This window comes from Nonlabens sp. (assembly GCF_039941875.1).
Classification (GTDB): domain Bacteria; phylum Bacteroidota; class Bacteroidia; order Flavobacteriales; family Flavobacteriaceae; genus Nonlabens.
This window is the reverse complement of record NZ_JBDVDQ010000014.1, coordinates 154,894-177,136: the sequence shown is the minus strand read 5'-3', so window position 1 is coordinate 177,136 and position 22,243 is coordinate 154,894. Positions and strand designations below refer to the sequence as shown.

The 22,243-nt window shown below is 33.5% G+C and carries 24 protein-coding genes; 11 read left to right on the top strand and 13 right to left on the bottom strand.

The genetic code is table 11. The annotated features are described in order from the left end of the window. Positions 1-71: 71 nt before the first annotated feature. Complete coding sequence (locus ABJF08_RS08290) at positions 72-1,562, bottom strand: S8 family serine peptidase (protein WP_348115668.1); 1,491 nt, start codon at positions 1,560-1,562, stop codon at positions 72-74. A gap of 346 nt (positions 1,563-1,908) precedes the next feature. On the opposite strand from ABJF08_RS08290, the gene ABJF08_RS08285 reads away from it, so the two are divergent. The 3 genes from ABJF08_RS08285 (at position 1,909) to ABJF08_RS08275 (ending at position 4,445) form a co-directional block, all read left to right on the top strand. Next, on the top strand, positions 1,909-2,478 hold the full coding sequence (locus tag ABJF08_RS08285) for a TetR/AcrR family transcriptional regulator (protein ID WP_348115667.1): 570 nt from the start codon (positions 1,909-1,911) through the stop codon (positions 2,476-2,478). Positions 2,479-2,719: 241 nt separating this feature from the next. Next, positions 2,720-3,817 (top strand): MBL fold metallo-hydrolase, encoded by a 1,098-nt coding sequence (locus tag ABJF08_RS08280; RefSeq protein ID WP_348115666.1) that lies wholly within the window; start codon positions 2,720-2,722, stop codon positions 3,815-3,817. Between the two features lie 118 nt (positions 3,818-3,935). Next, on the top strand, positions 3,936-4,445 hold the full coding sequence (locus ABJF08_RS08275; protein ID WP_348115664.1) for a hypothetical protein: 510 nt from the start codon (positions 3,936-3,938) through the stop codon (positions 4,443-4,445). Positions 4,446-4,703: 258 nt separating this feature from the next. Here ABJF08_RS08275 and ABJF08_RS08270 read toward each other — a convergent pair whose 3' ends face one another. Next, a complete protein-coding gene (locus ABJF08_RS08270; protein ID WP_348115663.1) occupies positions 4,704-5,438 on the bottom strand; it encodes an acyl-CoA desaturase in 735 nt (244 codons plus the stop codon). 57 nt (positions 5,439-5,495) lie between these two features. Continuing rightward, entirely contained in the window at positions 5,496-6,068 is a 573-nt protein-coding gene (locus ABJF08_RS08265) for a Crp/Fnr family transcriptional regulator (protein WP_348115662.1), read from the bottom strand. A gap of 276 nt (positions 6,069-6,344) precedes the next feature. On the opposite strand from ABJF08_RS08265, the gene ABJF08_RS08260 reads away from it, so the two are divergent. Further along, positions 6,345-7,367, top strand: a complete 1,023-nt coding sequence (locus tag ABJF08_RS08260; protein ID WP_348115660.1) for a pirin family protein — start codon at positions 6,345-6,347, stop codon at positions 7,365-7,367. Positions 7,368-7,391: 24 nt separating this feature from the next. Here the strand turns inward: ABJF08_RS08260 and ABJF08_RS08255 are convergent, their stop codons facing one another. Together ABJF08_RS08255 and ABJF08_RS08250 are read right to left on the bottom strand one after the other, a co-directional pair. After that, positions 7,392-7,691 carry a hypothetical protein gene (locus ABJF08_RS08255; protein WP_348115659.1) on the bottom strand — a complete coding sequence of 100 codons (300 nt, stop codon included), beginning with the start codon at positions 7,689-7,691 and terminating at the stop codon, positions 7,392-7,394. Positions 7,692-7,849: 158 nt separating this feature from the next. Beyond that, positions 7,850-8,749 carry an EamA family transporter gene (locus ABJF08_RS08250; protein WP_348115658.1) on the bottom strand — a complete coding sequence of 300 codons (900 nt, stop codon included), beginning with the start codon at positions 8,747-8,749 and terminating at the stop codon, positions 7,850-7,852. A gap of 151 nt (positions 8,750-8,900) precedes the next feature. Between ABJF08_RS08250 and ABJF08_RS08245 the strand changes: the two genes are divergently transcribed. Together ABJF08_RS08245 and ABJF08_RS08240 are read left to right on the top strand one after the other, a co-directional pair. Next, on the top strand, positions 8,901-9,728 hold the full coding sequence (locus ABJF08_RS08245) for a DUF6503 family protein (protein ID WP_348115657.1): 828 nt from the start codon (positions 8,901-8,903) through the stop codon (positions 9,726-9,728). A 291-nt stretch (positions 9,729-10,019) separates the two neighbouring features. Next, positions 10,020-10,319 carry a hypothetical protein gene (locus ABJF08_RS08240; protein ID WP_348115656.1) on the top strand — a complete coding sequence of 100 codons (300 nt, stop codon included), beginning with the start codon at positions 10,020-10,022 and terminating at the stop codon, positions 10,317-10,319. Positions 10,320-10,358: 39 nt separating this feature from the next. Here the strand turns inward: ABJF08_RS08240 and ABJF08_RS08235 are convergent, their stop codons facing one another. Beyond that, positions 10,359-11,243: an AraC family transcriptional regulator gene (locus ABJF08_RS08235; protein ID WP_348115655.1), complete on the bottom strand. Its 885-nt coding sequence runs from the start codon at positions 11,241-11,243 to the stop codon at positions 10,359-10,361. A gap of 161 nt (positions 11,244-11,404) precedes the next feature. On the opposite strand from ABJF08_RS08235, the gene ABJF08_RS08230 reads away from it, so the two are divergent. The 3 genes from ABJF08_RS08230 (at position 11,405) to ABJF08_RS08220 (ending at position 13,964) form a co-directional block, all read left to right on the top strand. After that, the gene (locus ABJF08_RS08230; protein ID WP_348115654.1) at positions 11,405-12,082 is read left to right on the top strand and encodes an NAD(P)H-dependent oxidoreductase; all 678 of its coding nucleotides are present in this window, start codon (positions 11,405-11,407) and stop codon (positions 12,080-12,082) included. 96 nt (positions 12,083-12,178) lie between these two features. Beyond that, positions 12,179-13,183: an LLM class flavin-dependent oxidoreductase gene (locus ABJF08_RS08225; RefSeq protein WP_348115653.1), complete on the top strand. Its 1,005-nt coding sequence runs from the start codon at positions 12,179-12,181 to the stop codon at positions 13,181-13,183. A gap of 157 nt (positions 13,184-13,340) precedes the next feature. Continuing rightward, on the top strand, positions 13,341-13,964 hold the full coding sequence (locus ABJF08_RS08220; RefSeq protein WP_348115652.1) for a MarC family protein: 624 nt from the start codon (positions 13,341-13,343) through the stop codon (positions 13,962-13,964). Between the two features lie 96 nt (positions 13,965-14,060). Here ABJF08_RS08220 and ABJF08_RS08215 read toward each other — a convergent pair whose 3' ends face one another. Beyond that, complete coding sequence (locus ABJF08_RS08215) at positions 14,061-14,360, bottom strand: hypothetical protein (protein WP_348115651.1); 300 nt, start codon at positions 14,358-14,360, stop codon at positions 14,061-14,063. A 304-nt stretch (positions 14,361-14,664) separates the two neighbouring features. Beyond that, entirely contained in the window at positions 14,665-15,921 is a 1,257-nt protein-coding gene (locus tag ABJF08_RS08210; protein ID WP_348115650.1) for a mechanosensitive ion channel domain-containing protein, read from the bottom strand. 418 nt (positions 15,922-16,339) lie between these two features. On the opposite strand from ABJF08_RS08210, the gene ABJF08_RS08205 reads away from it, so the two are divergent. Then, the gene (locus ABJF08_RS08205) at positions 16,340-17,104 is read left to right on the top strand and encodes a T9SS type A sorting domain-containing protein (protein ID WP_348115649.1); all 765 of its coding nucleotides are present in this window, start codon (positions 16,340-16,342) and stop codon (positions 17,102-17,104) included. 100 nt (positions 17,105-17,204) lie between these two features. On the opposite strand, the gene ABJF08_RS08200 is transcribed toward ABJF08_RS08205, so the two are convergent. The 5 genes from ABJF08_RS08200 to ABJF08_RS08180 form a co-directional block, all read right to left on the bottom strand. Continuing rightward, positions 17,205-17,771 (bottom strand): DUF4494 domain-containing protein, encoded by a 567-nt coding sequence (locus ABJF08_RS08200; protein ID WP_348115648.1) that lies wholly within the window; start codon positions 17,769-17,771, stop codon positions 17,205-17,207. Between the two features lie 215 nt (positions 17,772-17,986). Next, positions 17,987-18,433: a redoxin domain-containing protein gene (locus ABJF08_RS08195; protein ID WP_348115646.1), complete on the bottom strand. Its 447-nt coding sequence runs from the start codon at positions 18,431-18,433 to the stop codon at positions 17,987-17,989. 204 nt (positions 18,434-18,637) lie between these two features. Then, the gene (locus ABJF08_RS08190) at positions 18,638-19,246 is read right to left on the bottom strand and encodes a hypothetical protein (protein ID WP_348115645.1); all 609 of its coding nucleotides are present in this window, start codon (positions 19,244-19,246) and stop codon (positions 18,638-18,640) included. Positions 19,247-19,502: 256 nt separating this feature from the next. Beyond that, positions 19,503-20,138, bottom strand: coding sequence for a thiamine phosphate synthase (locus ABJF08_RS08185; protein ID WP_348115644.1), 636 nt, complete (start codon positions 20,136-20,138; stop codon positions 19,503-19,505). A 118-nt stretch (positions 20,139-20,256) separates the two neighbouring features. Continuing rightward, entirely contained in the window at positions 20,257-20,994 is a 738-nt protein-coding gene (locus tag ABJF08_RS08180) for an NUDIX domain-containing protein (RefSeq protein WP_348115643.1), read from the bottom strand. Positions 20,995-21,255: 261 nt separating this feature from the next. On the opposite strand from ABJF08_RS08180, the gene ABJF08_RS08175 reads away from it, so the two are divergent. Beyond that, on the top strand, positions 21,256-22,167 hold the full coding sequence (locus ABJF08_RS08175) for a hypothetical protein (RefSeq protein ID WP_348115642.1): 912 nt from the start codon (positions 21,256-21,258) through the stop codon (positions 22,165-22,167). Positions 22,168-22,243 lie beyond the last annotated feature (76 nt).

The window sequence follows — 22,243 nt, the reverse complement described above, 5'->3', positions numbered from 1 at the left end:
CTTAGTTTTTAAAATACAAAAAGGCTTTATCTTCAATAAGATAAAGCCCTTTAAGTTAATATTTAATTAATCTATTGAACTGCTTGTAAAGCATCTATATTACCATAACCGAATCTTGAATTACGACTAGGATAGAACTCGCTAGATTGCTTCATTTTATTTAAAACTTGCTCTCTAGACCAGCTAGGATTCTTGCTCCATATTAAGGCTGCGATCCCTGCTGTTGTAGCGGTCGCGACAGAGCTACCACCTACGTATTTACGTGTCCCATTATTGAATCCTAAAGTAGGTACAGTTCTAGACTCGTCACTAGCACGTTGCATGATGATAGTAAAATCTATCTCATCTCCTTCATGACAAATATCACAACGGTTATACCCATTATCTTTTAATCCGGTAACGGCAACTGTCTCGCTCATACTTGCAGGAAAAATTACTCCATACCAGCTAGTAAGTGATGTAGAAGTACCACCGGCAGCAACGATCATTTTATTGCGAGCATAAGCATATTTTACAGCATCTTTTACATTTCCTATGCTCCATACATAACCTATAGACATAGAGATAATTTTAACATCGCTGCGGTTTCCTAGAGCTTTAAGAGCGTTGCTTACTCCTTTACGTTCATGATAGTCATTTAAAAGAACGTCTTCTGTCGCTCTATATGCTACCATATTAGAGTTATAAGCAACACCTACTGGCATCGCGTCATTATTACGTGGACTAGCAATAGTAGATGCCATAGTGGTTCCATGACCACAAAGGTCATTAGGTCCATCTGTATTATTGCTCCACCACCAGTTAGAATCTATAAAAGTTCCGAATTTTTGAATACTACGTCCAGAAGAAGCACCATCATTAAAATCACTACCTAATAATCTCTGGTTTGCACTTACTCCAGTATCGATAAGTCCTACAGTGACACCAGCTCCTGTACTATAATTCCAGGCATCGTCTATGTTATGTATGTTGTAATTCCATGGTTTCCATGCGTTAGGTGATATCACTGTATAGTCGTTGCTATTGATACTTTGACCACTTTGATCACAACCAGAACTAGATTTTAAAGCAACTGCATTAGGGTCTACGTATAAACCGTAGCCTATAGGGTCTATATAACGTATGTTATTAGTCGCTTGTAGAGCAATTACCGTCTCTAGGTTGTTAATTTTAAGTTCGATAGAGTTAAGTAATTCATCGTCGGCAATAAGGAAATCTTCCATTTTATCGACATCTTCTTTGCTAGATGCGATAGATATAGCGTTTTGTTTTGCAGCAATGAGATCTGGTGTTTTTACTTGTGCAAAATGCTCCCCTGGTTGCCCGTATCCTAAACTAAGAATACCGTCACCATGCATTATAGCACTATATAGTACGTTTGCTGGTGCGTGTGTCCAGTCTACATCTCCAGTCTGTTGGAGCTGGTCAGCTATGTACTGGTTTACCTCTTGAACGGTTAGTGTTTTATTATTAACAGGTGTTTCTGCCTGAAAGTCTGCCTCTTCATTATTACAAGCTGTAAAGATGAAAAAGGATAAAAATAATACAGATAGTTTTTTCATTTGGTATTTGATTTTAAGGTTCCTACCAAATTATTGTTTTATTCGTGTAATAATTAGGGATTTTTCAGTTTTTTCAAATTTTAACTAGTAAATGATTATAGTTAATGGTTTGTTTTAATTAATAACTATCTGTTAAACAGATAATAATCTCTATTTTTTATAGAATGGGATAAAATTTAGTTGGCATAATTAGTTATTGAAAAACCAGGTATTTCAACGATAATAGGTTAAATAAAAACGACGATATACCGTTTAAGCTTTCCTTAATTTAAAGTGACTTTTGTATTTCAAAATTTACTCACTTTAAATGATTTATAAATGAATTTTTATTCATAATTTTAGTGATATGAATAATAGTCCCGAGGAAAAATTAGAACGTATTTACAATGCTACTATTAAGTTAACCAGCAGTGTAGGTCTAGTTGGACTGAAGATGTCATCCATAGCCAAAGAAGCTGGTATAGCTAGTGGAACGCTTTATTTATATTTTAAAAGTAAGGAAGAACTTTTAAACACCCTTTTTTATAAACTTAAATCTGGTGGAGCTATTTCTATCTTGAATGAAATAGGTGATTTACCCATTCGTATACAGTTGTTTAAGATATGGGAAAGTTCATTTAATCTTATGATTGTTAATCAGGATAAATTATTCTTTATAGATCAATTTAATACTTCTCCATTTATTAGTGAAGAAATTCAGATTAAGAAAGATTATTTCTATCTGTTTATCAGTAAATTAATGACTAGAGGTAAGGAAGAACAAATTATCAAAGATGTAGATAATACGGTTCTTATTTCTCTTGTTAAAGGTTTCCTTAATTCTTACACTAGTTTAATAGTAAAAAATAATATACCTGTTAATGATCAACTTATTAAAGAGTCTTTTGATCTTGCTTGGGACGCTATAAAACGATAGTTTTTTTAACCATAAAATGAATAAATATTCAGTAAAATAAATGAAAAAGTTTAACTAAAGTGTGTTTATTTGATCGATTTAATTGCCCAATATCATCATTTTAAACATTCCGCTTTCGCGAAAGCGGTAAAATAACAAATTATGAAACCAAAGATAAATTTTATAAACAGCCTCCATAGCTAATTACTATATCCAAAACAATAACCAAACTTAAACCTATTTCAAAATGCTAATCATCAGTATGGTATCGATAATAGCTGTTTTACTTTTAATAACAGTATTATTTATTAATCTTTCACCAGAATGCGGTAAGCCACCGACAAAAAAAGATTTAAAACAGTATGCAAATTCACCGCAACTAAATAATAATAAATTTAATAATACAATAGAAACTGCAGTAAAGATAAAAACAGATTGGAGTAGAGTAGCTAGCTATTTTACTGGTTGTAATAAAGCGCCAGGCTGGTCCATGCCTGTGAATCAATTAGAAGAGAATTTTTTTAACGATAAGCAAGATAATGCTACAAGACTTACCTGGTTCGGTCATTCTGCTCTTATGCTAGAAATGAGTGGTAAGAAGATCTTTATAGACCCTATGTTATGTGATGTGCTAGCACCACATCCATGGTTAAGTGCTGCCCGATTTAAAGATACTTTACCTATGCAAATAGAAAACCTGCCAGAAATGGATGCTGTTTTGATCTCTCACGATCATTATGACCATCTGGATTATGGTTCTATTATAGTTATTAAGGATAAAGTAAAAATGTTTTATGTACCATTAGGTATTAAGTCTCATCTAGAAAGTTGGGACGTGCCGTCAGATCATATTACAGAATTAGACTGGTGGCAGGAAATTCAAATAGATGATATAAAACTTATTGCTACTCCAGCAAGGCATTTTTCTGGACGCGGATTAACTGACAGAAATAAAACGTTATGGTGTTCTTATATAATTCAAAATGAAAAGGATACTATTTATTTTGGAGGAGATTCTGGTTATGATACTCATTTTAAGGAAATAGGTGAGAAGTACGGCCCATTTGACCTTACTATGTTAGAATGCGGGCAGTATGATGAGCAATGGCCAGAAATGCATATGATGCCTGAAGAAACTGTTCTGGCTGCTATAGATTTAGAGAGCAAGCTGTTTATGCCTATTCATTGGGGTAATTTTAAATTATCATTACAGGAATGGATAGAACCTGTAGAACGTGCTGTTTTAAAAGCAAAAGAACTAGAAGTAAATGTGACTACACCGCTTCTAGGAGAATCTGTATTTCTCGATAAGAAAATACCTCAATGTAAATGGTGGGGTGAAAAGAATAAAGCATCATAGGAGATAAATTTATAAAGGAATAAAATTAATTGTCGCACATTTTTTTAATTATTTTCTTTAATTTCCTTTATAGTCTATTAGATTTGTTGCTTAACATAAATCTAGACAATACTTTATTATGGGAAGAAAGACATCTCAAAAAATGCGTGAATTACACAGGCACTTTGGCTTCTTTTTGGCAGGAATCATGGCAGTGTATGCTATAAGTGGTATTGCTTTAATATTTAGAGATACAGACGCGTTAAAGTCGGAGATTAAAATCGAGAAAACGGTAGAAGCAAGGCTGGCTTATGAACAAGTAGGCCCGGCGTTAAATATCAAGAAACTTAAAGTAGATAGAGAAGAAGCTGGTATTTATTATTTTAAAGATGGTACTTATAACAGCGTTACAGGAGAAGCTAGCTTTGTAAAAAAAGAACTTCCTTATATACTGGATAAAATGACCCATTTTCATAAAGCAAAATCTGGAGAACCTTTATTTTTCTTGAATATATTTTTTGGTGTATCTCTTTTATTCTTTGTGGTGTCAGCATTTTGGATGTTCATGCCAGGTACTCAAATTTTTAGAAAAGGAATCATCTTTGCAGCAGCAGGACTAGTGCTGACTCTGATACTACTATTTATATAATAAGAAAACCATAGAGTTAATTGTTCTAATTAGGAACAATGAAAATCAATAAAAATGAAAAGCCAAGTCGTGAGACTTGGCTTTTTAGTTGAATAAAGCATTGGTTTATTAGTAAAATAAGCAATTCATAATTCTAGTAAAGAATCATGTAAATGATATGGTTGCTTTTCATCAACTGTAATTTAAGCACAAAATCCTCCTACAGGTTTGGATACCGTAGGGAGGATTCCTCTTCTTAAAAAAAAAAAGGGCTGTGCTTTAATGTCCTGTTCTTTTTAATTGAATGATTCCTACAGAATTCAATAACCTAATAATTAGGTAAGTTACATCTATTTCATACCATTTCACACCAAAATTAGCTCTATTTGCATATTTATGGTGATTATTGTGATATCCTTCTCCCATCATTAAGAAATCAAATCTAAAAAGGTTCTTACTAGTATTCTTCATTTTAAAATTCACATATCCATATATATGACCGAACCAGTTGATAATCACACCGTGTATAGGCGCCATCATAAAAGTAACTGGTAATAATAACCACTGCCACCATGCTGTAGCAAAATATGCAAAGAATAAAATGTAAAGTGTTATCCATAACAATCTAGAAAAACGAGAACTTGCAAAGGAGTCAAATGCTTTCCATTGCGGTACATTCTTAGTAAAACGAGCTTCTACTGGAACACGATTTTTATTAATATCTTGATACGTAGTCTTCGTCTTCCACATCATTGCAAACATGTTATCATCATAAGCTGGTGAGTGTGGATCTTTTTCTGTGTCGGTAAACGCGTGGTGCATTCTGTGCATGATTCCATATCCATAAGCACTTAAGTAACTCGAACCCTGAAAAATCCAGGTAAGTACAAAAGTGATGCGTTCCATAGTTTTAGACATCGTAAAAACTTGATGCGCCGCATATCTATGTAAAAAGAAGGATTGAAAGAAAAGCCCACCGTACCATAGTATCAAAACTAAAAGTATAACTGCCATAATCTATTTTTTCTTGCAAAGGTAAAAGCAGCGGTGTTATTAAACTATGAACCTAGATCAAGAAATTCGTTTTCTAATTCGGCTCAAAGCTTGTGCTGTAACACCTATATAAGAGCTAATATATTTAAGAGGGATCACTTTAAGAAGCTCAGGTCTTTCTTTAAATAACTTTAGGTAACGTTCTTCAGCTGTGAGGTTTAAGAAATTTTGTTCTCTGCTAGATTTAAGCAAGAAAAGACGCTCTGCGGTAAGTCTACCTATTAAATTTCCTATTTGAGTATTTTTATAAACCTCTTGTAAATCTTCATAGGTAATACTCAGGATGCTGGTTTCTGTGAGTGCCTGTAATTGGTATAAGGATGGCTGTCTGGTTAGAAAAGAGTCGTATGCACTTACAAATTGGTTCTTAAAACTAAAACCAAAAGTGATTTCTTTTTCTGTATCATCTTTGGGGATAAATAAACGTACGACACCAGATTGTATAAATGAAATGTGATTTTCTATTTCATTTAAACCTAAAAAAACGCTTTTTTTAGGAATTACCCTGTGCGTCAGTTTTGAGATAAAGAATTCCCAATCCTTATCAGTTATATGCGCGATGCCTTCTAGATATTGTTTAATTTGTTGCATTAGGAAATCAAAGTAATTCTATATCAAAGATAAGAGGATTTCATTAAAACTGCTTTAGAGTAAATGCATTTTAAGGCTATTTTATCAAGTGTGATTTCTTTCAAGTAAACGACTAAGAAGTGATTTGAAATTTAATAATAATATGTTTCCGCTTTCGCGAAAGCGAATACCACCACAAAAACTTACTAATTTTATAAATTTTATAAGTGTTTTTTAAATTTCTTTAACTCATTTTTACATCACTTAAATTTAAGTCGATTAATAATTGAAACGTATATGTCTACTGTAATCAAGAACATTTCGCCATTAGGTTTTCCATGGAAAACGCAAGATCCATTTTTATTTTGTGCTCATCACAGAGATTATTATCCGGCAGGGAATGCAGAATTAGGTGTTCCTGAAAGAGAAAAAGCAGGTCGAAACATAGGTCAAGATTTTACCATTAAAGACGGTTATAGAATGTACCATGGTAGTAAAGTGCCAGGTTTTCCATACCATCCGCATCGCGGTTTTGAAACCATAACTATCAACAAAGAAGGTGTAGTAGATCATTCGGACTCTATGGGTGGTGCAGGTCGTTTTAAAGCAGGAGATGTACAATGGATGACGGCTGGCAAAGGTATTTTACACAGTGAGATGTTTCCATTATTAAATCGAGACAAAGAAAATACACTAGAGATATTTCAAGTATGGCTCAATTTACCTAGAGTTAGTAAAATGGTACCACCACATTTTAAAATGCTTTGGAATGAGGATATTCCGGTTATTAACCATAGAGATAGTCTTGATAATATGACAACGGTAGACCTTATCGCAGGAGAGATAAATCAATTGCGCTCGCTAGATCCTACACCAGATTCATGGGCGGCAAATGAAGCTAATGATGTTCTCGTGGTTACTATAAAGATGGAGCCAGGTGCAACTTATACGTTACCCAAAGCAACGCAAACTAGCACTAAAAGAACTTTATATTTTTATCGTGGGAATGCTATAGAAATCGCTGGTACTGTTATACATGAGAATCACTCTATAGAAGTAAATGCTGCTGTAGATTTAGAAATTAAAAACAGTGCATTAGACTCTTATATTCTTGTTTTACAGGGTAAACCTATTAATGAACCTGTGGCACAGCATGGACCATTCGTCATGAATACAAATCAAGAAATAAGAGAAGCCTTTGCAGATTATCAAGAGACACAATTCGGTGGGTGGCCCTGGCCGCAACAAGAGCAAGTTCACGGTACTGAAAAGGGTAGATTTGCCTTACATAGTAATGGTAAAGAAGAAAAATTTGATTAATAATTTTACAGTTCTTATTTGACGTTATAAAGCAACACTAGCCTTACAACTAGAGCAGGCTATAGATTTCCCTTTTTTTAAATCTCTTTCATTAAAAGTAATGGCTGCTCCGCAATCTGGACAAGGCATCACAGAAGATCGTTCTTTCTTGGTTTTTGTAAACTTTTTGAACATATCTAATTTTGCCTGATCTAGATCTGTTTTTTCTTCTATTCCTAATTTCACATCACAATTAGAACAAGAAAAAGAACTGCCTTTTAAAAATTCTTCTGTGTTTACAAGTATAGGTGTAGCACAAGAAGGACATGGGATGTTATTGATCATGTTTTATAAGGTTTTAAGAATCTCAATAAAGGACGCAAATTTACTGAAGTTCTTGGTGTTTGTGTACAAATAATGGTGATGGTGTACGCTTTCGCGAAAGCGGAACAAAAATCCAATCATCTATACGTATGCATCTATGTTTATGTCAATATCTAGTTCTAAGAATACAAAATCAAAAACACGCCTATCATGATGCCCGCTAGAGGAATCAGTTTTTTGCGTTTGTTTTTTTCTTTAAATAAAATCCCTCCTAAAACAACAGCTATGATTATCTGACTGCGTTTTATGGCACTTAGCAACATGATCAAAGCCTCTGGGTCTTGCAATGCTTTAAAGTAGAAGTAGTCTGCTGTTTGTAATAGTACACCTACAGCAGGAATGGTCCAGCGAAATTTAAAGGCTTTTCTTTTACTAGCATATGGAAACCACGTTATGGATAATATAACCAGCAATATCAATATGGTGTAAAAACAGAACCAGAATTGCAACGTTTGCGGATTGAGTAAAAGCCCTTGAATCAAGAATTTATCATATAAACCGCTGGAAGCACCTAAAAATGTCGCGCCTATTATGGCAAATATCCATTTGTTACTTTTAAAATGTATGCCTTCTTTTTTACCTATTTGAGAATACATAATCACGGATAGAATAATCATGAAAAACCCCAGCCATTGCCAGTTATTAGGTGCTTCTTTATAAATAACTATGGCGCCTATAAAGGTGAAAAATGGCCCTGCAGATCGTATAGGCGTTACTATGGTAAGAGGTAAATGCTTCAATGCTTGATATGCGAGTATCCATGATGCCGCCATAATCATAGATTTTATAACTATAAAACCGTGTGTAGTCCATGGGATATTCTCTATATAAAAACCCAATTCTCGAGTTGCATCTGGATAGAAAATAGAACCTATATAAAATGGTACTATAAAGAGAAAGCCAGCTGTTATGGTGCCTAATAGCACAGGAAACACCTCATTGCCTCGTACGGCATGTTTCTTACATAAGTTATGTAAGCCTAAAAATAATGCGGCCAAAAGACCTAAATACATCCACATGTCGCGAAGATAGTTTTTTGATGCAGTTGACCAAATTTAACTATCATTTACCGCTAGGTATTTCTTAGCACAAGTTTAACAACCTAATATCTGATTATGTGACAAATAACTAAGTCTTTTGTATATTAAAATAAATTAAATATTTATATCCATGAAAAAAATTATATTCCTACTAGCTACCATTAGTATTCTTACTAGTTGTAAAGAAGAAAAAGAAGTTGAAAAAACGGTTGAAGCACCTGCTGCTACAGAGATGCCAGAAGCAAAACCAGAAATTACTGCGTTTACTAACAGTATAGAGTTAGCACATAAAAAAGAAACTTTTCTTTCTAACGATGCTGTACAATATGATTTTACGGTAGCCTTCGGTGGTAATACTTTGTTAGACGGTAAAATCACCCAAAAGACAGATGGTTCTATGGTACGCATAGATAACAAAGACGGTAGTGTAATCGTTTTTGATGGAGATAAGGTTTATGCGAGTAATGAAGAGCTAGCTGCAAATCCTATGACTAGATTTTACATCTTTACATGGTCTTACTTTTTTGCAATGCCTTATAAATTAAATGATCCAGGTACACAGTGGACAGGTGAAGAGATGCTTACTTATGGAGATACACAATATCCAACTTCTAAATTATCATTTGATAATGGAATAGGAGACACGTCAGAAGACTGGTATGTGGTGTATAAAGATCCTAAAACAAATGTGCTTGATGGTGTTGCGTACATTGTTAGTTTTGGAAAAGGTGTTGAAGCTGCAGAAGAAGAGCCTCATTTTGCAAAATATGAAGAACTTACTGTTGTTGATGGTGTACCATTTGCATCTAAATGGTCTTTCCGTAACTGGAATAAAGAAGAAGGTTATACTAATGAAATAGGTGTAGCATCTATTACAAATGTAGAATTTGTAGAAACTGCAGCTACGTTCTATGCACAACCAGAAAATGGTGTAGTAGTATCTATGCCAGGAAAGTAATTTCTTTAAAACATATTTTATACAAAACGAGAATCTAGTAATAGGTTCTCGTTTTTTTTATGCAACACGCTTTCGCGAAAGCGGAATTATATCAATTCCTAAAATTACTGTACCAGCGCAGGAGTAAATGTTCATCTTATTTAACATAATATTTAACGTTGAATAGGTGCTTTTGGTGTTTTTAATCTAGTTTAATGTTAAATGAGGGAAACCGTAAAATGTTCTCAAAAGAATGAAATATTTTTACCTTTTGTTAAACAAAATTTATCCTACAATTAACCTCTTTAATACATGACTTGGTTTCAAAATCTTAATCTTTTCAAGAAACTAACACTTCTTATACTACTAATTTTATCGGTAGGAATAGTGTGTGGATATGTAGCACCTTCTTATGAAGGGACTCTTACCTATGGTAAACTTAACCTCATTTCTATAATCATACTTTTTGCTACAGTATTCTGGTCACTAGTTAATACAGGCTTGTTAATGAATAGGTATAAACGTAAATTATCTAAACAATCCTTATGGATATTTCTGAGTATTCTTCCATTTCTGTATATGGTCTTTTTAATATTTACAGGAAAGTTATAATTTGCTAATATCTAATAGGATAGATATTTTAAAGGACTTTTAAGCAGTACATCGAGCGCGTTTTAATAACATATACTCTCCATTTTTTTTAAATTCTCTAATAGATATACCTGTGTAACGTTTAAAGGTTTTTGATAAATGGCTTATGTCTGTAAAACCTAGATCGTCTGCTATTTGAGTAAGGGTAAAGTCAGAGTTAAGAAGGCGTATTTCTACTAGTTTAAGTTTTGCTTTGATGATATATTCTCTTAGGGACATATTTACTTGTTTCTTAAAGTACTCACTTACATAGGTAGGTGACATCATAAATACACTAGCGAGATGATCAATTTTTAAAAGTTCTGTTTTATCAATGTTCTCGTTGATGTAATTAAGCATTTTTGTGATCCTTTGATCTGTAGTGTTATCTGAAACCTCGGTGTAAGTTCCTTTTTTTATATTTCTTATTAAAATCTCTAGTATGCTGGTCATTAAACTAGTTATTAGGTTAATAGAAGCAGATCCATAGTTTCTCGACTCTGCTAGTATAATTTGTACTATGCTCTCGAGGTGTTTTCTATCTATTTCATCCTTAATAATATCACCTGGTAACTGGTTATAATTAGATAGTATAAAAGAAGCTTCTTTAAACCATTCATTTCTATCGATATTAATTTTTCCTATATCCTTGAAAAAGGAATCTGTAAATTTTAAAAAGACAAATGTGGTGGGCTTCTCTACCGTAAAAGAATGGCATTTTAAAGGAGGTAATAGAAACAGGCTATTTTTATGATAAGGTGAGAGGTTGTAATTAATGCACTGTGTGCCTTCTCCAGATTTTATAAGTACCAGTTCAAAGAAGTTATTTTTAACAGGGCGAGGCTTCCATTCTGTTAATTCTATTTCTTGTATTTCAAAAGGTTTATATGTTTCTATAACATTCATTTATGTGTTATTTTGATCAAATTTAATCAATTTCCTCTGTTGCTATATATTATTTAGGTAATTAACCTTGATTTGTACCTATATCTCCTTTAATTGTACTTTAGTAAAGTTTGTCATGCTTAATATCTTTGTACCAGTATTAATATTTAATTAAAAGAAAAATGAGCACACCTAACATTTCCAAAGAAGAAATACTTAATGCATTTCATTATAGACATGCAACAAAAGAATTTGATGCATCTAAAACGGTATCAAATGAAGACATGGAGTTTATTCTCAAAACAGCACAATTATCACCTAGTTCTTTTGGTTTTGAGCCATGGCATTTTATAGTAGTTCAAAATAAAGAATTACGTGAATTATTAAAACCAGTTGCGTGGGGTGCTCCATTAAAATTAGATACGGCTAGTCATTTCGTTTTAGGCCTTAGCATGAAAGCACCTATGATTAAACACGATGCAGACTATATAAAACATATGATGAAAGATGTTAAGCAACTACCAGAAGATGTAATGGAGATGTATTCTAAGTTTTATAGAGAATTTCAAGAACGTGATTTTAACCTCAATACAGATAAGAAATTGTTCGACTGGTCTTCAAAACAAACTTATATCGCATTAGGTAACATGATGACTGCAGCAGCATTAATAGGTATCGATTCTTGTCCTATAGAGGGTTTTCATCAGGAAAAAGCAGAGGCTTTATTACAAGATAAATTTGGTGTAGATATGAACAAATATGGCTTGTCATTTATGACAGCATTTGGTTATAGAAAAGCAGACCCAGAACATCCTAAAACTAGGAGGGAATTAGAAGAAATTGTAAGTTGGAAATCATAATTTTGCTTATGTATCTAAGTAAAATGATCTTAGTCTTTTAGGCACATAACATTATTTCTTTTACTAGTTAATCGATCACTAAGCAGCTTATTTTTTATGAATACCAAACCTGTTTTATATTCTATTCTTGACCTAGCATTAGTTTCTCAAGGTCATACACTTAAAGAAACCTATAACAATGCTTTGAGACTGGCTCAACATGCAGAATTATATGGATATACGCGCTACTGGCTTGCAGAACATCACAATGCTTCTAATATTGCTAGTAGTGCGACTTCCATACTTATAGGGTATGTGGCACAAAGTACTAATACCTTGCGCATAGGTTCTGGAGGTATTATGTTGCCTAATCACTCGCCACTTATCATTGCAGAGCAGTTCGGTACACTAGCATCTTTATATCCTAATCGTATAGATTTAGGACTGGGTAGAGCACCAGGTACCGATAGAGAAACCGCACAAGCCATACGATCTGATTTTATGCAGGCAGCACACTCTTTCCCTGCCGAATTAGAAAAAATACAAACGTATTTTTCTAAAGAAAATTCCACTGCACAAGTAAGAGCTACCGTTGCCGAAGGTGTAGAAGTACCTATTTATATACTCGGTTCTAGTACAGACAGTACTCACCTTGCGGCTAGAAAAGGATTACCTTATGCATTTGCAAGCCATTTTGCAACTACCCATTTAATGGAGGCTATCCAGATTTATCGCAATGAGTTTACACCATCACCAGATTTAGAAAAGCCTTATGTAATGGCAGGTGTCAACATCATTATAGCAGACACTGACGAAGAAGCTGAGAGAATGTCCACCTCATTAATACGTATGATAGTTGGAATTTTCACTGGTAATCGTGATTTTGTACAACCTGGCACAGAGATGAATGATGAATTTAGAGAGCTATTAAAACACCCTCAAGTCCATCAAATGTTGAAGTATTCTTTTATAGGTAGTAAGAGTAAAGTTAAAGCACAAGTAAAAGACTTTATTGAAAAAACAGGGGCAGATGAGTTAATTGCTGTTACTAATATTTATGACACAAATGATCGAATAAGATCTTATGAGTTATTTTCAGAAATAATGAATGAATTGGCCTAAAACCCTTTCTTAAATTGTGATATATTCAAGTAAAATAGAGAATTTGAATTAATATCATAAAACGTATTATAAATTCTTAATTGTGTTACAGTTAGCGATAATATATCTAATATTGCCGCCTCGTATTTACGACATGAAATAATTAAGATTTTATAGTATGGATAACATGATAACCTTTTGCATAACTGTATTTACAGGTTTCTTTGCGATAACTAATCCTATATCTAACATGACCGTTTTTTTATCGCTTACTCAAGGAGCAGATAAAAAAACGAAACTTGATATTAATAGAAGAGCAAATATCATTGCCTTTATTATTGTGACCGTTTTTGTACTTTTAGGTAAATTTATTTTTGAATTGTTCAACATTAGTATTCCTGCTTTTAAAATTACTGGTGGTATTTTGATATTCTTCATAGGTTTTGACATGCTGCAGTCTAAGCAGTCTAATGTAAAAAGAATTAATAAAGTAAATGTAGATGAGAATATAGCCGTTTCACCTCTTGCTATTCCTATTCTTGCTGGTCCTGGTACTATCGTTACCGCGATGAATTTTGTGTCTAAGGTAGAGATGTTACAAATTATTTTAGTGATCGCTATTTTTGGATGTATGAGTTTGCTTACTTATTATACCTTTAAATTAAGTGACTTTATTGTAAGAATAGTAGGAAATAACGTGATATCTGTAATTGGTAAAATTATGGGACTTATTATCGCGATTATAGGTACTGGTATGATTATTCAAGGTATTAAATTATCATTTGACCTTATTAAAAACTAAATAGTATAGTTATTAGCTTTAATACTAACGCATAAAAAAAGCTTTCTTACAGTTCTCTGTAGAAAGCTTTTTTCATTTAGAAATTTGGGTCATTTATTATCTGGCAGCATCATCTCTTTCTAAATTATTATGACGTTCACCACCCTGACTGTGCAATTTGTTCTCCTCGTCATTTAAGGCAGGTGTACCGTTACCTTTTTGGGCTGTAGTTCTACCAGGTATATCTAGATCACCACCTGTAAAATCTACTTTTTCTTTTCTATCTATAAGTTGCTGGTCTGCATTATTATCGCTGTGCAAGTTAGCATTATCCTGATTTAATAGGTCTTTATCGTGCTCCGTTATTTCTGGGTTGTACGGTAGTTCTTTTTCTGTTTTTGTGGTTTCCTTTTTCATAATAAATTGTCTTTTTTTAAATATAAGCAACAAGAAAGCCGCAAGAATACCGATTAACAATATCTCAACATGGGTTTATCATACTTTTATTATAAGTCGTCTATTATGTTAAAATAAGCTTATAGCTTGATATTATTAGCGTACTGATATGAAAATGATAGAAAAGGAGTGAGGCTAGAAGCAAAAGTCTCTACAGCCATCATTTTAAGAAGCATCTATATAGTCTAATAAGATCTATGGGTAAGAATGTAAGTTCCGCTTTCGCGAAAGCGGAACATATAAAAATCTATATTCGATACTAAAATTATGAAAGTGGTTTTAAGATCTTAAAACTAGAGTTACTAGGTTCTTCAAAGAGTTCTAGATTAAAATAAGGAACAGCAGCGATGGTATGGTCAAAGATGTCTGCCATGATGTACTCATAATTTTCCCATCTCTTATCACTACTGAAGGCATAAATCTCCAACGGCATGCCCTGACTAGTAGGAGCGAGCTGTCGCACCATAATCATCATGTCTTTATTGATACCAGAATGGTTCTCTATATAGGTCTCTATGTATTTTCTAAAAACACCTATGTTAGTCATATTACGTCCATTTAAAGGCAGCTCTTTATTGACGTTACTTTTCTCATTATAGCTATCGATATCTGCCTGGCGCTTTTCTACATAACTAGAAATAAGATCAATCTTTTTTAATGCATCTGTATCATCCTTAGTTAGATAAGTGATGCTATCTAACTTAATATTTAAGGCTCTTTTTATACGTCTACCAGGAGAACTCTCCATACCGCGCCAGTTTTTAAACGAGTCAGATATAAGCGCATAAGTAGGAATAGTCGTAATGGTTTTATCAAAGTTTTGCACCTTTACCGTAGATAGATTAATCTCTACCACGGTACCGTCTGCACCGTATTTTTCAAAGGTAATCCAGTCGCTTATACGCACCATGTCGTTTATAGAAACCTGTATACTGGCTACAAAACCTAATATCGTATCTCTAAAAACTAGTATGATTATAGCAGATGCCGCACCCAGTGTGGTCATGAATTTTATAAACTCTACACCAGTAATAATCGCAAAGGCAGAAAATATACCGATTACCCAAGCAAAAATCATAAAAACCTGTATGTAACTATCTATAGGTTTATCCTTTAATCTAGATAGGGTTTTAAAGTAATCTTTAAGTGCGCTTAATAAGCTACGTGCGATCCATAGGGTAAGAATAATAGCAAAAACCTTAAAACCCTTTTCTACCATATTCTCAAAGTAAGGAAAATCGGCAAAGACTACCGGTATAAACTCTAATCCTAGAATAAGTGGTATGATATGCGCCACATTTTTGGGTACCTTATTAGTTACCAGAAAATTATCAAACTTAGTTTTAGTTTTAATCGTAAACTGAGTAAACAGATTTACAATAATCTTTTTTACTATATAATCTACCAGCAATGCTACTATCAATAAGGCGATGAGTAGCGCGATCATATTTAGATATTTGGCATAGGTAACCGACATACCCATCTCAATTAGATAATCGTATAAAAAGTGTTTTGCAAACATAAAAAGGCCATTTTTAATAATTCTAGAACATTAAATAAATACACTAGAACCTCAAAGAGATTACAAAATTAGGCATCATAAAATAGATAGCACATTGTTTAACAAGGTTATTTAAAATAGGAGCAGAACTAAAATGAATAAAGTTGTTTTTTATGAGATCCCTAATTTTCAAATCAAATTATTCCTAATTATTATGCAATGCATACTTTTTAAATAACTGCCTTTAATTGGTTTTTAATGTCTGTGTATTTCCTTCACGCTAATGGTAGCAGTGTATAATAGAGCTTTCATTTATTAATAAAATGTAATCAATATTATTATTAAATGTAAATAATTGTTAAAATTTTAAAGCTACATTATTGGTGATATGTGATTCGTTTAATTTAGAACCTAATTTTAACCAAAAATATTTAACAAAATGTTCAAAAACAGCCCAAATCTTTTTAGTCTTTTATTGCTATGTTTTACTTGTTTATCATGCCATTTAATCCATGCTCAAACATTTAATTGGAATACGGCAACTGGAGCTGGGACACCAGCCGTTACAGAGACCATAGCTGGAGTTACGGCTACAGCAAGTATATCTAATGGTAACAATTTAAATGTATCCAGTTCAGGTAATTTATTCGGGACTAGTGGTAATATTGTAAACCCTGGGGTTGCACCAGATATTATTGTCTCATTCGACGTAGCGATAGATATAAGTTCGATAACAGTATTTGATATAAATGGTATCGGTGGTAACTGGACTATTACACCTACTGGTGGTAATAATACAGCTCTTTCACAAGCGGTACCTGGACCGGGAAACCCTTCGGTATCTGCTGTATCAGTATTTAATGTAAACTGGACAAATATCACTTCATTTACTATAACTAATGATAATGGTTCAGATGACGCATTTGGTGTAGATGTGATTAATTTTACGGCATCAACCGCAGGAATAGAAGAAGATCAATTAGTTAATGCTGTGCAGTTGTATCCTAACCCTACGGCAAATTTTTTATCTTTGTCTAATGTTAATGGTGACGAGCAAATTACCGTTTATAATACATTAGGACAGTTAGTTAAGAAAGCAACTGTTACCGCAAACCAAAATATAAATGTGAGCGATCTTAAATCTGGATTATATTATTTAAAGTTATCTAATAATGACGCTACCTTTAAATTTCTTAAAAAGTAAAGGTACTTTAAAAGTAAAAGCCTCTAGCGCTGATTCTATCAGTACTAGAGGCTTTTTATTTTAAACTAGATTTTTAAAATTTAGTTTTTAAGTAATACAGTTATTCTTCCTCAGCAGCAGCGAGAACATCATCATGATCCAGTTGTGCATCGATAATTCCTACCGGTTCTGGAGTCGAATCCTTTAATGCGACAAAAGCTTTTAAACGCTCCATATCATCCTCTTCACCAGTAAAATAAGGGAAAACATCCATAATAGGCGACTCTGAAATTGCAGGAATTGTGTATTCTCCCATCGTGTCTGCCATCGTGCTTACCGTGTTATCATAAGCCTCCTTTACATCATTAGCTTGCACGAGTAGATATAAATTAGTTTTACGTTCCTTACCGCTTTCTTCGTCATAGGCGATAAGAGACACACGCGACTTGAACCATCTATCGGTATTCTCAAAAGGGTGGATCTCTGCAAAGTTTGCCATCTTAATATTAGTAATTTTAATCTCCTCACTCTCTGGCAGGTAAGCCGCCATTTCATGAGTGATTCTACTCTCAGCCTCTGTATAAGAAATCGCATCTACTAGAAACGGTTCTGTTTTTACCTTTTGTGTTCCTGACGCTTCATCAAATTTTCTATATTTCACTTTACATTCGTACCAGGTTGCGCTCATCTTTTTTGTTTTTATGGGTGCCAAATATACCCTAGCATAACAACCCAAATCTTCAAAAAACCGAATAGATATTCACAAATTGAACCACGTCCCTTTAGGTCGTTTGCTTCTAGCAGTTTAGAGATTTAAAAATTTTAAAAGTTCTTTATTTTCTACAGTTCCGCTTTCGCGAAAGAGGAAATGAAATCTGGCTTTATTGCGGGAAACCGTAAGGGTTAACCCACCAAACTCTCCAATGCATAAAACAATCGATTCTTAGCATTATCCTGTGATCCAAATACAGAGCGGTAGAGGTCGCCCGTTTTAGTGATGAGTAGCCATTGTGGTGTACCTTCGGCCTGGAACTGGTCGTAGACTTTGTGGTGCTGGTCTATGTAAATAGGGAAAGGAATCTGGCCGGTGGTAAATATGCTTTTTATGTTTTCTTTGTTTCCCTCGCGGTTTTTAAAATCGCTGTGTATGGCGGCTACTTGTATACTGGGATATTGCAATTGAAACTCATAGGCGAGTGGTATAGCACGACCTGTGCAACCCAGACAGTCGTTGTTATAGATAAGTAATAATTGTACATGGTTCTGGTACTCTTGCATAAGATCTACTGCGTTACCATCGAGATCTATTACAGCTATGTTTTCTATATTATTGGGTAAGGTGTCGCTCATCTCTATGGCTTTGCTGGTGGTATAGTAGCTACTATCTGGTTATCTATGTTGCTTTTTTCTACTCGCGTTACCGATTGCAACGGCATCCTTTTGTTTTTCTTTTAAAACAAAAGATATAGTGGAAAGCGGGACCCTTTTTAGGGAAACGCCCATAGAATAATAAGAGTATTTTTTCTTTGACTAAATGAATAAATAGGAATTGATCTACTTATTAAAAAGTTGTTTTATTGATTTAAGCAATTGATCTTTTATTTTATCTAAAGATTTTGGGTCTGTTGCGGTAACACTTGTAGTAGCAATGGGAGCATCTTGCGATGGTTCATTAATATCATAAACCGCTGCTTCTATGACATAGGTGATTACTTGTTTTGTATCATACTCTGGCTCTTCGTCATTATAACGTTCTAGACTTAAAGTATGTAAACCGTTCATGTAGTTGTGCAACGATTTACTCATTACGGTGTCTACGGTCTGTGATTTTTTAGTAGCAAAAAGTATTTTACTGATTTGCTTCTCTTTACAGTCTTCTACAAAGGACTGTATTTCTTCTTGTGTTCTTACTTCTTTATAGACGATGTCTGGAAATATGTCGTGCATTTTATAGGTGAAAATGCCTTCTTTGGTAAGAATTTGTGCGGTTTGGTCCTCAAATTCTTTTTGTAAGTTCTGGTCATCGGTATTAGCATATACTAATATTTTATCGATGTTCTGGTTATCAAAACCGTCTGATTTCCATGAGGCAGTGGTCATTTTTGAGGTAGAACAACTAGCGCAAAGTATCAGGATGCCTATAATAAAAATACTGTTTTTCATAAGATCTGGTTTTTAGTTTAATTTATAAAACCCAACGGATTTCATGTTCTATTCAAAGTTAATGGATACGGCTGTTTTAAAGGGTATAAAATGATAGAAATGAGTTGTGCGGTTAATTGCTGCTAAAAATAGTAAACAGATATGCATGATATTGAACAATAACGATTATGAAGAATATCATGATCTACCTTATTCTATAAAATAGAAGGTATGATCTCTTTAAAACGGCGGTTGTGTACTAGTGAGTTTAAGGTGTTTATTTAAAAGAATGGCGCATTTCTTCCACAGCAGAAGCACCTAAGAGTTGGCTGAATTTTTTAATGCTATTAAAATCGGCATGTAAACCTTGTGCGACTAATAATCCAGAGACACCGGTGGTAAGAATGTCTTCTACATCTTCTGTAGTGATGTTTCCATAACCTAATATGGGCGTGTTAGTGTCTAGTGCGTCTACTATAGCTGTATAACCGTTGAGTCCTAATGGTTTTATGGCAGCGTCGCTTGCGCCTTTAAATGGTCCTAAAACAATGTAGTCTACTTCTTTAGAAATGAGATTTTCACAGTCTTGTAAGTTGTGAGCTGTAGCACCTATGGTTTGCCATGTATAGAGATGTTTTCTAGCATGTTCTATGCTGTGGTCTTGAGGCTCTAGATAGATACCGTCTGCCTTAATCTCGTGAGCAATTTTATAATGCGTTTTTATAATTAACCTGGTCTGGAAGTGTGCTGTTATTTTTATAACTTCTTCAGCCAGGTTTAAATGATCTTTTACAGGAATGTGGTCCAGATCCAGTTGTACTAATTCTACACCACAGCTACATGCTTTTTGAATGTTTTGTAGGTGATCTATGGTAGAACTGGCTTGAGAACGGTAATGTAGTTTTGGGATCATTTTGGGCTGCTTCTTGTTTGTTTGGAATAAACAAAAATAATTGATTCTTAACGTTCTAAGTGTTTTAATAGAAAAAACATTAGATAAATTATAAAAAAACAGCTCGAACTATCATGGTTTAAATGCTGATCAAATAGTTTTTTTCAAATACCTTATCATAGACGTCTTTACTAAACATATAAAGTTGTGCTGGCTTTTTAGAAACGCCTAATTGTTTTTCATCTAGAGCGATTATGTACTTTTTATTGATCAATTTTCTCCTAAAGTTACGATTGTCTATTTCTATACCTAATATAGACTGATAAAGGTCTTGCACCTCGTTTATTGTAAATTTATCTGGTAGTAATTTAAAGATAATAGGCTCTGACAGGCATTTTACTTTAAGATCTTTATAGGCTTCTAGAATTATTTTTTCATGATCAAAACCTAGTTCTGGTAACGCTGCAACAGGAAACCAGGTAGCACTATAAGGGTTGTTTTCTAGATCTACATCTTCTGTTTTTAAGAGAAAATAATAGGCTATGGTTATGGTTCTAGAATTAAATCCTTCATTTTCTATCCATAACAAGTCTTTCTTATTAGTTAAACGATCTGGATTACCGAAGGCCTTAAACTGTTTCTTATACTGGTCTGTAAGTCCAGTTAATTCTTTAAGAACTCGTGTCGCAGTCTGATCTAGTGTCTCATCCTTATAAACGTGATAACCGGTAAGAACATGATCGTTTACAAGAACCTCTTGCGTAGTTTTTGATTCTAGGTAACGATTAATCAATAATACGTTTAATGACTTTGCATTTATATCGTAACCGAAAACAACGCAATCTACCGATATGTTATCTATTTTTTTTTGATTCATATTCTTAAGTTATTTATGAGACTAGGTGATCGCAATATATATATTATCTTTTTTAAATGCTATTAAACGTCATTTAAACAGTAATTGACTTATTACGATTTAAACAATTTACACCTTAAATTATCAATATACTGCAGTTATGTGATAAAATACTTCACAAATATTTAATTATTATAGTGTAAAATCCATTTATTGTAATACATTTGAAAAACAAACGTAAAAAAGACGTTTGTAAAATACGAGTCATTAAAAAGCTTAATTATGTCAGATAATAATCAAATGGTAGAAGCGGTATCGTGTAAAAAGCAGTCCTTTCATAAAAGGTCTTTTATTCTATTTTCTATAAGTATGATGTTGTTTGTAGGTATTTGTACTTCACAAACACATGATGTTACTACCACAGAAAATGAAGTGGAGGAAAAAGAAATGAGTACGGTAGATAATGACGATTATGAACCTTTTAGCATAAGCGGTCATTTAAAAAACATGCACACTTGGCATGGGTTTGTTGTACATCCAGGGGCATTGTTTGCAACGAGTTTAGAATATAATACTAGAAATAAGAAATTCACATTTGGTGTATGGGGTGGAGCGAGTTTTTCTTCTGTAGATGTGGAAAACATAACCACTGGAGAGAATGAAAGTGCCTATTATAGAGAGTTTTCTATTTATACCAAATACCGCTTTACAGATCGGTTTTTTATAGAGGCTGTTTCTCATAATAATTATACAGGTGTAGAAGAACGTGGTGATGAATTAAGCTACTGGAGTTATGATAGAACGCAAGGGTACAATTTTGTAGATGTAAACTTCGGTTATAATGTAACGCCTAATACTTTATTATATCTAGCGACTATTATCAATGGTGGATCTGGAGATTATGAAATAGAAGAAGATGGTGATTTAAAAAACTCTTGGACGCAATACTTTGAGGTAAGTAGTAAAGTATGGCAAAACGAAACAGCTGACTTAACAATCTTTGCTGGTGGTGCTTGGTCTTTCTTTACTGACAAAACGTTTTATACAGAGAGCTCAGGTAATATTATTAACGTGGGAGCAACCTATAGTAAGAGATTTTCTGTACTAGAATATCAAGTTCCTGTGGCAGTAACAGCCATGTGGAATCCTGAGCAAGAAAGAACTGTGTTACAACTGGATATAACACTGTTTTAAGTTGTGGAATAGTCCTTATATTTATAGGTAATAAAATGAAAACCATTAATTTATATTAAGAATTAATTATTTATAT

Coding starts and splice junctions, on each gene's coding strand:
- ABJF08_RS08265 (WP_348115662.1), bottom strand. CDS start 6,068: ATGCAACAAATTAAACAATATCTAGAAGGCATCGCGCATATAACTGAT.
- ABJF08_RS08205 (WP_348115649.1), top strand. CDS start 16,340: ATGTTCAAAAACAGCCCAAATCTTTTTAGTCTTTTATTGCTATGTTTT.
- ABJF08_RS08210 (WP_348115650.1), bottom strand. CDS start 15,921: ATGTTTGCAAAACACTTTTTATACGATTATCTAATTGAGATGGGTATG.
- ABJF08_RS08220 (WP_348115652.1), top strand. CDS start 13,341: ATGGATAACATGATAACCTTTTGCATAACTGTATTTACAGGTTTCTTT.
- ABJF08_RS08230 (WP_348115654.1), top strand. CDS start 11,405: ATGAGCACACCTAACATTTCCAAAGAAGAAATACTTAATGCATTTCAT.
- ABJF08_RS08290 (WP_348115668.1), bottom strand. CDS start 1,562: ATGAAAAAACTATCTGTATTATTTTTATCCTTTTTCATCTTTACAGCT.
- ABJF08_RS08255 (WP_348115659.1), bottom strand. CDS start 7,691: ATGATCAATAACATCCCATGTCCTTCTTGTGCTACACCTATACTTGTA.
- ABJF08_RS08240 (WP_348115656.1), top strand. CDS start 10,020: ATGACTTGGTTTCAAAATCTTAATCTTTTCAAGAAACTAACACTTCTT.
- ABJF08_RS08180 (WP_348115643.1), bottom strand. CDS start 20,994: ATGAATCAAAAAAAAATAGATAACATATCGGTAGATTGCGTTGTTTTC.
- ABJF08_RS08280 (WP_348115666.1), top strand. CDS start 2,720: ATGGTATCGATAATAGCTGTTTTACTTTTAATAACAGTATTATTTATT.
- ABJF08_RS08225 (WP_348115653.1), top strand. CDS start 12,179: ATGAATACCAAACCTGTTTTATATTCTATTCTTGACCTAGCATTAGTT.
- ABJF08_RS08285 (WP_348115667.1), top strand. CDS start 1,909: ATGAATAATAGTCCCGAGGAAAAATTAGAACGTATTTACAATGCTACT.
- ABJF08_RS08245 (WP_348115657.1), top strand. CDS start 8,901: ATGAAAAAAATTATATTCCTACTAGCTACCATTAGTATTCTTACTAGT.
- ABJF08_RS08185 (WP_348115644.1), bottom strand. CDS start 20,138: ATGATCCCAAAACTACATTACCGTTCTCAAGCCAGTTCTACCATAGAT.
- ABJF08_RS08195 (WP_348115646.1), bottom strand. CDS start 18,433: ATGAGCGACACCTTACCCAATAATATAGAAAACATAGCTGTAATAGAT.
- ABJF08_RS08270 (WP_348115663.1), bottom strand. CDS start 5,438: ATGGCAGTTATACTTTTAGTTTTGATACTATGGTACGGTGGGCTTTTC.
- ABJF08_RS08190 (WP_348115645.1), bottom strand. CDS start 19,246: ATGAAAAACAGTATTTTTATTATAGGCATCCTGATACTTTGCGCTAGT.
- ABJF08_RS08250 (WP_348115658.1), bottom strand. CDS start 8,749: ATGTGGATGTATTTAGGTCTTTTGGCCGCATTATTTTTAGGCTTACAT.
- ABJF08_RS08275 (WP_348115664.1), top strand. CDS start 3,936: ATGGGAAGAAAGACATCTCAAAAAATGCGTGAATTACACAGGCACTTT.
- ABJF08_RS08200 (WP_348115648.1), bottom strand. CDS start 17,771: ATGAGCGCAACCTGGTACGAATGTAAAGTGAAATATAGAAAATTTGAT.
- ABJF08_RS08215 (WP_348115651.1), bottom strand. CDS start 14,360: ATGAAAAAGGAAACCACAAAAACAGAAAAAGAACTACCGTACAACCCA.
- ABJF08_RS08260 (WP_348115660.1), top strand. CDS start 6,345: ATGTCTACTGTAATCAAGAACATTTCGCCATTAGGTTTTCCATGGAAA.
- ABJF08_RS08175 (WP_348115642.1), top strand. CDS start 21,256: ATGTCAGATAATAATCAAATGGTAGAAGCGGTATCGTGTAAAAAGCAG.
- ABJF08_RS08235 (WP_348115655.1), bottom strand. CDS start 11,243: ATGAATGTTATAGAAACATATAAACCTTTTGAAATACAAGAAATAGAA.